The following is a 12,486-nucleotide window of genomic DNA, read 5'->3' as shown; positions in this document are numbered from 1 at the left end:
CGTGCCTGCTGCGCCTTTCCTGGGAACCGGTGTGCTCCAACAGCGGCACGAAAGGTGGGACCCCATGATCCCGGTGCTGCTGCTCCACGCAGTCATGGCACTGTTCGCACCCGCAATCCTCAAGCGCACCGGGCGCTCCGGTTTCTACGTGGTGGCCCTCGCGCCCCTGGCGGGTCTCGTGTGGCTGGTGTCCCAGACCTCGCGCGTCTACGGCCCCGAGCACGGCTGGTCCACCACCCTGGAGTGGATCCCCCAGCTGGGGATCACCCTCTCGTTCCGCATGGACGCCCTGGCCTACATGATGTGCCTGCTGGTGCTCGGTGTGGGAACCCTGGTGCTCGCGTACTGCGCCCGCTACTTCAAGGCGGATGCGCGGGACATCGGCTCGTTCGCGGCGCAGCTCGTGGCGTTCGCCGGGGCCATGTTCGGGCTGGTCACGGCGGACGACCTCATGGTGCTGTTCGTCTTCTGGGAGATCACCTCCGTGCTCTCCTTCCTCCTCATCTCCTACTCCCGGACCAAGCTGGCCGCACGGCGTGCCGCGCTGCAGGCCCTCGTGATCACCACGGCGGGTGGGCTGGCCATGCTCGTGGGGCTCATCATGCTGGGGACCGAGGCCGGGACGTTCCGGATCTCCGGCGTGCTCGCGGCCGCCCCGGAGATGCTGGGCTCCACCACGGTGGACGTCGCCGTGGTGCTGGTGCTCGCGGGCGTGGTGACCAAGTCCGCGCTGTTCCCCACGCACTTCTGGCTGCCCGCCGCCATGGCCGCGCCCACCCCGGTCTCCGCCTATCTCCACGCCGCGGCCATGGTGAAGGCGGGCATCTACCTCGTGGCCCGGCTCGCCCCCGGGTTCGCACAGACGCAGTACTGGCTCCCGGTCACGCTGACCCTGGGGCTCGGCACCATGATCTTCGGCGGCTGGGTGGCGCTGCGGCAGTACGACCTCAAGCTCATCCTGGCCTACGGCACCGTGAGCCAGCTCGGGTTCATCACGGCTGTGGTGTCCTTCGGCACCGCGGACACGGCCATGGCGGGCATGGGCATGGTCATGGCCCACGGCCTGTTCAAGGCCACCCTGTTCCTCGCCGTGGGTGTGATCGACCACCAGGCCGGGACGCGTGACATCCGCCGGCTCTCGGGCGTGGGCCGCATGGCACCCAAGCTGTTCACGGTGTCCGTGATCGGTGCGGCCTCCATGGCGGGGATTCCGCCACTGCTGGGCTTCGTGGCCAAGGAGGCCGTGCTCACCGCGTTCTGGGGTGACGTCTCCGAACTCGCCGGGGCGGCGGCCCTGGTCTGCGCCGTGGTCGGGTCCGTGCTCACGGTCGCGTACAGCGCCCGCTTCCTGTGGGGCGGCTTCGCCCGCAAGTCCGCGTCCTTCTCGGATCTCGACGCCGCCCCCGACGGCCAGTCGGTCATCAGCGACTTCACGCCCGCGTCGTGGGCCTTCCTCATGGCGCCCATGGTCCTCGCGGGAGCCACCGTGGTGCTCGGTCTGTTCCCCGCGCCCCTGGAGGCGGGGATCAAGCCCTACCAGGAGCTGTTCCCCCACGCGGACGAGTCCCACGTGCACCTCGAACTGTGGCACGGGCTGACCCCGGCGCTGGGCTTCTCCGCGTTCATCATCGTGGCCGGGCTGCTGCTGCACAGGGCACGCAGGCCGGTGTCCCGCCTCCAGCGGCGGCTCCCCTCGCTGCCCTCGGGCGACTACGTGTACCGCTGGATCATCAACGTGCTGGACATCGTGGCGGTGTGGCTGACCGGGCGCACCCAGCGTGGTTCGCTCATGTTCTACCTGTCCGTGATCCTCGTGACGGCCGTGGTGGTGCCGCTCGTGGCCCTGTTCTGGTTCGAGACCCCACCCCTTGCGGGCTTCCGCGTGACGGACTCCCCGGCGCAGCTGGCCACCGGGATCGCCATGGTGGTGGCGGCGCTGCTCGTGCTCACCGCGGGCAAGCGGTTCCTTGCGGTGCTGCTGGTCTCCGTCACGGGCTACGGGCTGGCCCTGCTCTTCGCGCTGCACGGCGCCCCGGACCTCGCGCTCACCCAGATGCTCGTGGAGACGATCTCCCTGGTGGCCTTCGTGCTGGCGCTGCGCTCGCTGCCCGGCCCGCTGTGGAACCGGCGCAAGGCCGGGCACCGGGTCTTCCGCGCGGTCTTCGCGGTGGTCTTCGGCCTCTTCATGATGGCGCTCGCCGCCTTCTCGATGTCCTCCCGCACCGCGGAGCGGATCTCCCTGGACATGCCATCCATGGCATACGAGCTGGGCCACGGCGAGAACGTGGTGAACGTGATCCTCGTGGACATCCGGGCGTGGGACACCATGGGGGAGATCTCCGTGCTCACCGTGGCCGCCACCGGGATCGCCTCCCTGATCTTCGTGAAGGGCCGTGGCGACCGGCTGCGCAGCGAGCGCCACCAGCTGGACACCCGGCGGCTGCAGGCGTTGCGCGGCGCCGACTCCGCGGCCCACTCCACACAGGCCAGGACCCAGGAGATCGAGGTGGCCCGGCGCTTCTCGTCCCGTCCGGACGCGGACCCGTTCCTGCTGGCCGGACGCACGCTCGCCCCCGAGCGGCGCTCGATCATCTTCGAGGTCGTGGCGCGGTTGCTGTTCCACACGTTCATGCTGGTCTCCCTCTACCTCCTGCTCGCGGGGCACAACGATCCCGGCGGCGGGTTCGCCGGAGGGCTCATGGCCTCCCTGGCCCTGACGCTGCGCTACCTGGCCGGCGGCCGGTACGAGCTCGAGCGGGCCACGCCCGTCAACGCCGGGTGGATGCTCGGAGCAGGGCTCGCACTGGCCTCCCTGTACGCCCTGTCGCCCCTGTTCCTCGGCGGGGCGGTCATGGAGAGCTACACGTTCGAGTGGGACCTGCCGCTGTTCGGGCACGTGAAGTTCGTGACCGCGCTGATCTTCGACGTAGGCGTGTACCTGATCGTGGTGGGCCTGGTGCTCGACATCCTGCGCTCGCTGGGCGGGCGGATCGACGAGCGCATCGAGCGCTCTGCGGTCGAGGACGACCGCAAGCGCACGGGCCGGGGCTCCCGCATCCGCCTGACCCGCAACGGGCCCGTGATGACCGCCACCCGCTCCGAGGACCCGGACGCCCCCGAGGGCTCCATGGTCTCGGGGGACGAGACCTCGGAGGTGCGGCCGTGACCGTGAACCTGACTCTGCTCGTGGTGATGGGCGTGCTGTTCTCCGTGGGGGTGTACCTGCTCCTGGAGCGTTCCCTCACGCGCGTGCTGCTGGGCCTCATGCTGCTGACCAACGGCGCGAACCTGCTGATCCTGCACACCAGTGGGGTGCCGGGCGTGGCACCGCTCTACGACTCGTCCCTGGACCCCTCCGAGTACTCGGACCCGCTGCCCCAGGCCCTCGTGCTGACGTCCATCGTGATCTCCCTGGCCACCACGGCCTTCCTGCTGTCCATGATCTGGCGCTCCTGGATCCTGGCCCGCCGGGACGAGATCCAGGACGACCTCGAGGACCGCCGCGTGGCGCAGCAGTCCTCGTACGACGCCGAGGACGACGACGCCATCCCGCAGGACGCCTCGGAGTTCGCCACCCCGGACGCCCCCTTCACGCCCTCGCGCCACAACGCCGAGGAGGCCTCGGAGTCACCGGGCCACCACAGGGTCGAGACGCAGCTGCGCACGGACAGGAGGGATCCGCATGAGCACTGACCTGGCGCAGCTGGCACCGCTCGCGGTGCTCATCCCGTTCCTCGGTGCGGCTCTGAACTTCGTGATCGTGCACCGCAACAGGCTCCAGCGCACCGTGACCGTGGGAGCCATGGCACTGACGCTGGTCCTGGATGCCGTCATGCTCGCGGACGTGTGGAACCAGGGCCCCCAGGCCGTGCACCTGGGTGGCTGGGCGGCCCCGTACGGGATCGTCATGGTGGTCGACCAGCTCTCCGCGCTCATGCTCGTGGTGTCGGTGGTCGTGTCCCTCGCGGTGCTCGTCTACGCGGTGAGCGAGGGCGTGGCCGGAGGGGACGACGAGGGTCCCATCTCGATCTTCTACCCCACGTTCCTGCTGCTCGTGGCCGGTGTCTCCAACGCGTTCCTGGCGGGGGACCTGTTCAACCTCTACGTGGGCTTCGAGATCCTCCTGACGGCCTCCTACGTGCTGCTCACCATGGGAGGGACCGCGCAGCGCATCCGGGCGGGCGTGACCTACGTGGTGGTCTCGGTGATCTCCTCGATCCTGTTCCTCATCACCCTGGGGATGATCTACGGCGCCACCGGCACCGTGAACATGGCGGACCTCTCCGTGAAGCTCGCCGACCTCCCGCAGGGCACGCAGCTGCAGCTGCACCTCATGCTGCTGATCGCGTTCGGGGTCAAGGCCGCGGTGTTCCCGCTGTCCTTCTGGCTCCCCGACTCCTACCCCACGGCCTCCGCGCCGGTGACGGCGGTGTTCGCGGGGCTGCTGACCAAGGTGGGCGTCTACTCGATCATCCGCACCGAGACCCTGCTGTTCCCGGACCGGCAGATCAACGGGCTGCTGATGTGGGTGGCTCTGCTGACCATGCTCGTGGGCATCCTGGGTGCGCTGGCTCAGATCGACATCAAGCGCATGCTCTCCTTCACGCTCATCAGCCACATCGGCTACATGATCTTCGGGATTGCCGTGGGCACGCCCCAGGCCCTGGCGGCCGTGGTCTACTACATCGCCCACCACATCGTCATCCAGACCAGCCTGTTCCTGGTGGCGGGGCTGATCGAGCGCCGCGGCGGGTCCACCAACGTGGACCGGCTCGCGGGAATGCTGCGGATCTCCCCGCTGCTGGGAGTGCTGTACCTGATCCCCGCGCTGAACCTGGGCGGGATCCCTCCGTTCTCCGGCTTCCTGGGCAAGGTGGGGCTGCTCGAGGCGGGCATCGCGAGCGGCACCTGGCTGGACTACCTGCTGGTGGGCGTGTCCGTGCTCGTCTCGCTGCTCACGCTGCTGGCGCTGATCCGCGTGTGGAACCGCGTGTTCCTGCGCCGCGTGGAGGACGCCGAGTACCCGGATCCCGTGCTGCGGGCCACCACGGCCCAGGGACACCACCCGCACAGCTCGCGCGTGGTGACCGGCAACCCGGGCAGCGTGCTGGCCGGCAGCTCCGAGGTGGTGCTGCTGCCGCGGACCATGGTGGGGGCCACCACCGCACTCGTGGTGGTGGGGGTGGCGCTCACGGTCTTCGCGGGCCCGCTCTTCGACCTCGCGGGCAGCGCCGCGGACAACCAGGTGCACCCGGACCGCTACGTCGACGCCGTGCTGGCCCCCGTGGGCGAGGGCGGCGTGAGCGAGGAGGCACCATGAGCACATCCGCCGTCCGTCGCCAGGCCCGCAACTCCCTGCGGGCCGAGCTGCCGCTGATCCTGTGGCTCGTGGTGGTGTGGGGAGCGCTGTGGGGGGACTGGAGCCCCGGCAACCTGGTCTTCGGGCTGCTGCTGGCCCTGCTGGTCACGCGCACCCTGGTGCTGCCCCCGGTCCGACTGTCCGGGCGCTTCAACGTGGTGCACTTCGTGCTGTTCGTGGTCACGTTCGTGTGGCAGGTGGCCAAGGCGAGCATCCACGTGTTCCGAGTGGCGCTGGTGCAGGGACCGCGCGTGCACAACGCCGTGCTGCGGGTGCCGCTGCGTCAGAACAACGATCTGCTGATGACCGCCGTGGGGCACACCATGGCGCTGATCCCCGGGTCACTGGTGGTCGAGGTGGACCGGGGGAACGGGATCCTCTACTTCCACGTCCTGGACATCGCCACGCCGGAGCAGGCCGAGGCGTTCCGGCGCTCGGTGCTGGACACCGAGGCCGCCTGGATCCGCATCATGGGCTCGCGGGAGGACCTGGCGCTGCTGCCGGTCAAGGGTGACCCCGACCGCACGGAGGCCACTGGCGCCGTCGAGTCCCCCACCGAAGACATGGACGAGGCCGGGAGCGGGCCCGGAGAGGAACGGTCATGACCCTGTTCGACGTCGCCGTGTGGGTGTGCGGTGCGATCCTCGCGCTCGCGGCCGCGGGCACCATCTACCGCCTGGCCAAAGGGCCGTCCCTGCTGGACCGGGTGATCGCCACGGACGTCCTCCTGGCCATCGTGGGCGCCGCGCTGGCCGTGGAGATGGTGTACCACCGCCACACGGACAACCTGGTGCTGCTCGTGATCGTCTCCCTCGTGGGGTTCCTGGGATCCGTCACGGTGGCGCGCAACGTGGGGCTGGACCGCTCATGAACTGGCACACGGTGACGGACGTGGCAGCAGTGGTGTGCCTGGTCGCGGGGACGTTCATGTCGCTCGCGGCCGCGGTGGGTCTCGTGCGCTTCCCCGATCTGCTCTCCCGCATGCACGCGGGCACCAAGCCCCAGGTCTTCGGGCTGCTCCTGCTGCTCACCGCCCTCGCGCTCGCCAGCGGGGAGCCCCGGATGGTCCCCCTGCTGGTCCTCGCGTGGATCTTCCAGCTGCTCACGGTCCCGGTCTCCGCGCACATGGTGGGCCGTGCGGCCTACCGTTCCAAGCACCTGCACGAGGAGAACCTCGTGACGGACGAGCTGCGTGACGTGGTGGCCCGCGCCGGCGAGGACCGTCCCGACTGACGACACACGCGGTGGTGCCACCCGGGCAGGTGGCGCCACCCCGGCTCACGGGTTCGTATGCTGGGGTGGGAGCACGACGCCGCCGGCCACCACGCGCCGGCGGCACTTTCGAAAACCGAGGAGAATCCCATGAACAAGGCGATGGACATTTTCGGCACGGTGGCCTCTCTGGGCGGCGTGGCCGTGGCCAACAAGGCTCTGACCGTGGCGTGGAAGCAGGTCACGGGCAACGAGCCCCCCGCCAAGAACCCGGACGAGGACGAGGCCTGGCGCGACATCATCATCTGGGCCATGATCACCGGTGTGGTGGGCACGGTCATCAAGGTGGGTATCGCCCGCCAGGTGTCCAAGATGCAGTCCGACGACAACGACTCCACGAAGTCCTCGCAGACCGAGGTCTGAGTCCTGCTCCCGCGGCTCGCCCGCCGGTGAGGACCACGCGTCACTGGACGCGTCCTCGCGGCGGGAGTGCGCGGGACCGGGGTGCGGCGCGCACCTCGCACCACGGCGGTCGGCCGGGGCGCCTCGAGCACCCCGGCCGACCGCCGTGGTGGTCTAGACTGGTGGCTCAACGACAGGGGAGCGCCACCGCGGCGCTGAGAGTGCGCGCGAGCGCAGACCCTCGAACCTGATCCGGTTCATACCGGCGCTAGGGAGTCGAGCATCTCAAGAGCCCGTCCGCGGTGCGCGGGGGCTCTTCCCCTCCTGGAACCTTCAGGAGGAGTTCTCATGACACAGCTCAGCAGCACCCCCACCGGAACCGCACGGGGTACCGCCCGCACGCAGTCCTGGCGGGTCGTGGACATCGTGGTGGCGGCGGTCCTCGCCGCGGCGTGCGCGGTGATCTTCTGGATGTGGTCCAACCTGCTGTACCCCGTGGTGTCCACGGCCGCGGTGGCGTATCCGCCCTCGGCGGGGCTGATCTCGGGCGGCTGGCTCGTGGCGGGCACCCTGGGCGCGCTCATCATCCGCAAGCCCGGCGCGGCCCTGTTCTGCGAGCTGCTCGCGGCGGTGCTGGAGGGCTTCCTGGGAACCCACTTCGGGTGGACCGTGGTGATCTCCGGTCTCGTCCAGGGTCTCGGAGTGGAGCTCGTGTTCCTCCTGACGCGCTACCGCCGCTTCGGCCTGGCCGTGGCCACCGCGGCCGGTGCGCTCTCGGGACTCTTCCTCGGGGTGAGCGAGGACATCATGTACAACTACGAGTGGGCGCTGGACCAGAAGGTCGTCTACGCCGCCCTCACCACCCTCTCGGGTGCGGTGATCGCCGGTGCCCTGATGTGGCTCGTGGTGCGTGCACTGCAGGCCACCGGGGTGCTGGGGGCCCTGGCCTCCGGCGCCACGCGCCGTCGATGACGGAACCGGCGGGGTCTGCGCCCACCGGCGCGGCCGTGCGGCTGGAGCGGTTCGGGTGGCACTACCCCGGCCGTCAGGATCCGAGCCTGCGTGACGTCACCGCCGTGGTCGAACCCGGGGAGCGCGTGTTGCTGCTGGGGCCGTCCGGCGCCGGGAAGTCCACGCTGCTGCAGGCCCTCGCGGGGGTGGAACAGGATCCGGACGGGCAGTCCCGCTCCGGCGGGCTGAGCGTGGACGGCGTGGACCCACGGGAGGCGCGCGGGGCCGTGGGCTTCATGCACCAGGACCCCGAGACCCAGGTGATCCTTTCCCGCGTGGGGGACGACGTCGCGTTCGGGCTGGAGAACATCTCGGTGCCCCTCGAGCAGATCTGGCCCCGCGTGGACGAGGCGCTCGCGCGGGTGGGGCTGACGCTGCCCCTCGCGCACTCCACCACGGCCCTGTCCGGCGGGCAGAAGCAGCGTCTCGCGCTCGCGGGCGTCATGGCCATGCGGCCTCGGCTGCTGCTGCTGGACGAGCCCACCGCGAGCGTGGACCAGGAGGGCGCGGAGCAGCTGTGCCGGGCCGTCTCCGAGGCGGTGTCGCGGGACGGCATCACGCTCGTGGTCGTGGAGCACCGGGTGGCCCTGTGGGAACCCGTGGTGGACCGGGTCATCGTGCTGGACGAGCACGGCCGGGTGGCCTTCGACGGTCCCACGCGCGAGACCCTCCACGACGCCCGCCACCTGCTCCAGGAGCAGGGCACGTGGGTGCCCGGCTGGGTTCCGACCACGCGCGCACCCGCCCCGGCGGACACCCGCGGCCCGGACGCCGGGGAGGTGCTGCTGAGCGCCCGGGACCTCGCCGTCTCCCGCGTGCAGCCGACGCGGCGCGAGATCGCCCGCAGGCGGCGTCGTGCCCGGAAGGCCTGGCGGCACGGCACGGACGCGGCTGTGGACCCCCTGGACGGCTGGGACGCGCCCGTGGCCGCCGAGGGCATCAGCCTGGACGTCCGCGCGGGCCGTGCGCTCGCCGTGACCGGCGTGAACGGGGCGGGCAAGTCCACCCTGGCGCTGACGCTGGCGGGTCTGCTCGTGCCCGTGCGCGGCACGGTGCGGGCCTCCGCGGCGCTCGCGGACGGCGCGCCGCAGGACCCCTCGCTGTGGGACGGCGGGGAGCTGATCCCGCGCGTGGGCACGGTCTTCCAGCACCCCGAGCACCAGTTCCTGCGTCCCACCGTGCGCGCCGAGCTCGAGTTCGGACCGCGTCAGCTGCTGCACCGCGCCGGAGCCTCGAAGGACGAGCTGCCGGAGCACGACGCCGCCCGGGTGGAGGACCTGCTGCGTCGCCTGCGCCTCGAGGACCTCGCGGACGCCAACCCCTTCACGCTCTCAGGTGGTCAGAAGCGCCGGCTGTCGGTGGCCACCGTGCTCGCGGCGGCCCCGCGCGTGCTGATCCTGGACGAACCCACGTTCGGCCAGGACGCCCAGACCTGGAGGGAGCTCGTGGACCTGCTCGTGGCGGAGATGGACCGGGGCACGGGGGTGGTCGCCGTGACCCACGACCGCGACCTCGTGGCGGCGCTGGAGGCGCAGGACGTGAGGCTCGGCTCATGAGCACGCCCGTGGCGCCGTCCATGTTCGGTCCCCGCACGGGGCTGCTGTCCCGCGCCAACCCGGTGGTCAAGCTGCTGGGGGCGCTGCTGATCACGCTCGTGATCGTGGTGAGCGCGGACCCCGTGACCAACGCCGTGGCCCTCGCGGGGCAGCTCGTGCTCCTCGCGGGGGTGGGGCTCGGCCCGTGGCGGCTGCTGCGGCTGCTGTGGCCCCTGGTGGTGGCGGCGCTGATCAGCGGCTGGGGCACCGCGATGCTCTCGCCCGCGGGCGGCACGGTCCTCGTGGAGGTCGGCTGGCTCACGATCACCACCGGGTCCCTGGCCGCGGGCGGCGCGATCGCCCTGCGCGGACTCGCGATCGCCCTGCCCGGGATCACCGTGCTGCTGACCACCGACCCCACGGATCTCGCGGACGGGCTCGCCCAGACCCTCAGACTGCCGGCGCGGTTCGTGCTCGCGGCGCTCGCGGCCATGCGGCTGGTCGAGGTCATGGTCACCGAGTGGAGCGTGCTCGCATCCGCCCGCCGGGCACGCGGCGCGGGGGGCCGGAGCGGCCCGGTGGGGGCCGCGCAGGAGTTTGGCGGTCAGGCGTTCGCCCTGCTCGTCCAGTCCCTGCGCCGGGCCACGCGGCTGGCCATGACCATGGAGGCGCGTGGCTTCGGCGCCGGGCCGCGCACGTGGGCGCGGAGTCTGCACTGCAGCCGCGTGGACGTTCTCGTGGGCACCGCCGTGGTGCTCGCCGCGGTGGGTGCCCTGGTGGTCTCCCTGGCGCTGGGCACGCACCGCTTCATCTGGCAGTGAGGCCGCCGCCGACGCCGCCCGGCGTGACGGCTCTCTGCGCGCCGGAGGTGGCCAGTGGGGGGAAGTGCGCACTTGCGCCGGGCGCTGGCCCGGGCCGGGTCAGCCCACCAGGAAGCCGGTGAGCGTGCGCGTGAGCTCCGGGTCCGTGGGCACCGGGTGCCCGTCCACGGCGGTCACGGGGACGGCCAGGCGGACCGAGGACGTCAACCACACGGCATCCGCTCGCAGCAGGTCCCGTGGGTACAGGGGGCGGTGCTCCGCCGCCCAGCCGTGGGCGCGGGCGGTCTCGAAGATCCGCGCCTGGGAGGTCCCGGGAAGGATCCCGCGGGACGGTTCGGGCGTGACGAGGGTGGGCTGGGCGCCCGGCGCGGTGCGCGCGCAGATCACCGAGGACGTGGCCCCCTCCAGGATGCGGTGGTCGGAGGATGTCATGAACACGGCGTCCTGCGCCCCGTGCTCCCGCGCGTGGCGCACCGCGGCCATGTTCACCGCGTAGGACAGCGTCTTCACCCCGGGCAGCAGCCACGGCAGGTCGGTGTCCTCGGCGGGATCGTGACCGCGTTCCAGCAGCAGGACGCGCAACCCGTCCCGGCGTGCCGCGAACGTGGCGGCGGGAACCGGGGAGGCGGTGAGCCATGCCCAGGGTTCTCCGCCCGGGACGCCCCGAGAGATGCTGAGCTTCACCGCGTGCTCCGCCCCGAGGCCCAGGAGCTCGTCCCGGGAACCGGGCCCGGCGGCGTCGAGCGCCATGCGCAGAGCGGTGCGGCACGTGGCGGCGGAGGGAGCGGGCAGTGCGGCGCTGCGCGCCGAGGAGCACAGCCGATCGTGGTGGGCGGCGAACTTGTAGGCGTCCCCGTCCAGGACGTGCATGGTCTCGAACACGCCGTCCCCGCGGGTCAGTGCCTGGTCCTCGAGGACCACGTGCGGACGCTCAGGGTCCACGAGCCGCGGTTCACCCGCGGGTGAGATGACCACGGCCGCGCCGCCGCGTGGGGTCATGAGGGGTCCCGGTCCTCCGGGGCGGGCTCCCCCGAGGACGGGCCGGGGTGGATGATGTCCGCGCACTCCCACACGGGATCCTCCGCGAGGTACTCCTCCTCCTGGGCGGCCCACTGGTCCCAGTGGCCCTCGTAGGCTGCGCCGTCACGCTCCAGGGCGCGCCGTCGCCGCTGGGAGGTGGGCAGCTCCACCCACACGGACGTGTCCAGGAGCACCCGGGCCTCGCGGTGGCACGCGCCCACGCCCTCCAGCAGGACGATCTCGGCGGTGCGGGTGAGCCGCGGGGTGCCCGGCTCACTCGTCAGCCAGTCCCACGCCGTCCAGTGCGCGTCCTGGCCGTGGCGCAGGGGCTCGAGGATCTCCGTGCGGTACGCGGCCATGCCCTCCAGCAGGCCGTCCCACCCGGGATAGAGGTCCTCCAGGCGGAAGACCACGACGTCGTGCGAGCGGCGCAGCACGGCGGCGAGCTGGTCCGTGAGCGTGGTCTTGCCAGCCCCGGAACGCCCGTCGATGCCCACCAGGCAGGGCCTGCGCGTGGCCGCCGGGAGCAGCCGCGCCAGGTTGACCCCGTCCGGGAAGTTCTCGATCTCCTCCGGCTGGAACACCTCGTCGGGGGCGATCACGAGGCGGACACCCGTTCGCCCAGCCACGAGACCACCCCGGGCACGGCCGCGCTGATCTGCTCCCACGCGGTGTTGAAGTCCTCGGACCCGCCGTACCAGGGGTCGGCAATGTCCAGGTCCGTGTGCTCGGGATCCACGGCCGGGTCGAAGCTGCGCATCAGGCGCACGGTGTCCGGGTGGCCCTCGGGCAGCCGCTGACGCAGCCTGCGGGCGTGCTCGGCGGTCATGGCGAGCAGCAGATCCGCCTCCGCGAGCTCGCGGTCCGTGACGCGGTGCGCGCTGTGCTCCCGCAGCTCCAGCCCGTTGTCCGCGAGGACGGCGCCGGCGCGGGGGTCCACGGGGTTGCCGTGCTCCTCGTCGCTCACGCCGGCAGAGCCCACGGTGACGGCGTCACCGAGCCCGGCGCGCTCGATCTCACGGCGAAGCAGGGCCTCGGCCATGGGGGGAGCGGCAGATGTTGCCGGTGCACACCGTGACGATTTCGATCATGGCCACCACTGTACGAAAAATCCGTCGGCGGCGAG

Annotated in this window: 13 protein-coding genes and 1 riboswitch; of the genes, 10 read left to right on the top strand and 3 right to left on the bottom strand. The window is 71.6% G+C overall.

Features of this window, described 5'->3' with window-relative positions:
- Nucleotides 1-64: 64 nt before the first annotated feature.
- From P8S73_RS05565 to P8S73_RS05520, 10 genes are all read left to right on the top strand, one after another.
- Complete coding sequence (locus P8S73_RS05565; protein WP_019309984.1) at nt 65-3,166, top strand: Na+/H+ antiporter subunit A; 3,102 nt, start codon at nt 65-67, stop codon at nt 3,164-3,166.
- On the top strand, nt 3,163-3,693 hold the full coding sequence (locus P8S73_RS05560) for a Na(+)/H(+) antiporter subunit C (RefSeq protein WP_019309985.1): 531 nt from the start codon (nt 3,163-3,165) through the stop codon (nt 3,691-3,693). Before P8S73_RS05565 ends, P8S73_RS05560 begins: the two co-directional genes overlap by 4 nt.
- Nucleotides 3,683-5,320: a Na+/H+ antiporter subunit D gene (locus tag P8S73_RS05555; RefSeq protein ID WP_070636959.1), complete on the top strand. Its 1,638-nt coding sequence runs from the start codon at nt 3,683-3,685 to the stop codon at nt 5,318-5,320. Before P8S73_RS05560 ends, P8S73_RS05555 begins: the two co-directional genes overlap by 11 nt.
- A complete protein-coding gene (locus P8S73_RS05550) occupies nt 5,317-5,964 on the top strand; it encodes a Na+/H+ antiporter subunit E (RefSeq protein ID WP_019309987.1) in 648 nt (215 codons plus the stop codon). Before P8S73_RS05555 ends, P8S73_RS05550 begins: the two co-directional genes overlap by 4 nt.
- On the top strand, nt 5,961-6,230 hold the full coding sequence (locus P8S73_RS05545) for a monovalent cation/H+ antiporter complex subunit F (RefSeq protein ID WP_019309988.1): 270 nt from the start codon (nt 5,961-5,963) through the stop codon (nt 6,228-6,230). Before P8S73_RS05550 ends, P8S73_RS05545 begins: the two co-directional genes overlap by 4 nt.
- Complete coding sequence (mnhG, locus tag P8S73_RS05540) at nt 6,227-6,592, top strand: monovalent cation/H(+) antiporter subunit G (protein WP_019309989.1); 366 nt, start codon at nt 6,227-6,229, stop codon at nt 6,590-6,592. The genes P8S73_RS05545 and mnhG overlap by 4 nt, the downstream gene beginning before the upstream one ends.
- Before the next feature lie 129 nt (nt 6,593-6,721).
- Entirely contained in the window at nt 6,722-6,994 is a 273-nt protein-coding gene (locus P8S73_RS05535) for a DUF4235 domain-containing protein (protein WP_019309990.1), read from the top strand.
- 164 nt (nt 6,995-7,158) lie between these two features.
- Nucleotides 7,159-7,265: riboswitch (TPP riboswitch) on the top strand.
- Nucleotides 7,266-7,321: 56 nt separating this feature from the next.
- Nucleotides 7,322-7,945: an ECF transporter S component gene (locus P8S73_RS05530; RefSeq protein ID WP_019309991.1), complete on the top strand. Its 624-nt coding sequence runs from the start codon at nt 7,322-7,324 to the stop codon at nt 7,943-7,945.
- Nucleotides 7,942-9,540 carry an ABC transporter ATP-binding protein gene (locus tag P8S73_RS05525; protein WP_019309992.1) on the top strand — a complete coding sequence of 533 codons (1,599 nt, stop codon included), beginning with the start codon at nt 7,942-7,944 and terminating at the stop codon, nt 9,538-9,540. The genes P8S73_RS05530 and P8S73_RS05525 overlap by 4 nt, the downstream gene beginning before the upstream one ends.
- Nucleotides 9,537-10,340: an energy-coupling factor transporter transmembrane protein EcfT gene (locus P8S73_RS05520; RefSeq protein ID WP_191872566.1), complete on the top strand. Its 804-nt coding sequence runs from the start codon at nt 9,537-9,539 to the stop codon at nt 10,338-10,340. The genes P8S73_RS05525 and P8S73_RS05520 overlap by 4 nt, the downstream gene beginning before the upstream one ends.
- Before the next feature lie 99 nt (nt 10,341-10,439).
- On the opposite strand, the gene P8S73_RS05515 is transcribed toward P8S73_RS05520, so the two are convergent.
- The 3 genes from P8S73_RS05515 to P8S73_RS05505 are packed head-to-tail and all read right to left on the bottom strand — an operon-like array spanning nt 10,440 to nt 12,402.
- Nucleotides 10,440-11,339, bottom strand: a complete 900-nt coding sequence (locus P8S73_RS05515) for an aminotransferase class IV (protein ID WP_121566600.1) — start codon at nt 11,337-11,339, stop codon at nt 10,440-10,442.
- Nucleotides 11,336-11,989, bottom strand: a complete 654-nt coding sequence (locus tag P8S73_RS05510) for a uridine kinase (RefSeq protein ID WP_223110228.1) — start codon at nt 11,987-11,989, stop codon at nt 11,336-11,338. The genes P8S73_RS05515 and P8S73_RS05510 overlap by 4 nt, the downstream gene beginning before the upstream one ends.
- Entirely contained in the window at nt 11,959-12,402 is a 444-nt protein-coding gene (locus P8S73_RS05505; protein ID WP_223110227.1) for a low molecular weight protein-tyrosine-phosphatase, read from the bottom strand. Before P8S73_RS05505 ends, P8S73_RS05510 begins: the two co-directional genes overlap by 31 nt.
- Between the last annotated feature and the right edge of the window lie 84 nt (nt 12,403-12,486).

This window comes from Kocuria sp. ChxB (genome assembly GCF_044359605.1).
GTDB lineage: Bacteria > Actinomycetota > Actinomycetes > Actinomycetales > Micrococcaceae > Kocuria > Kocuria rhizophila.
The sequence above is the reverse complement of the archived record's forward strand: the minus strand, read 5'-3'. Positions and strand labels throughout refer to the sequence as shown.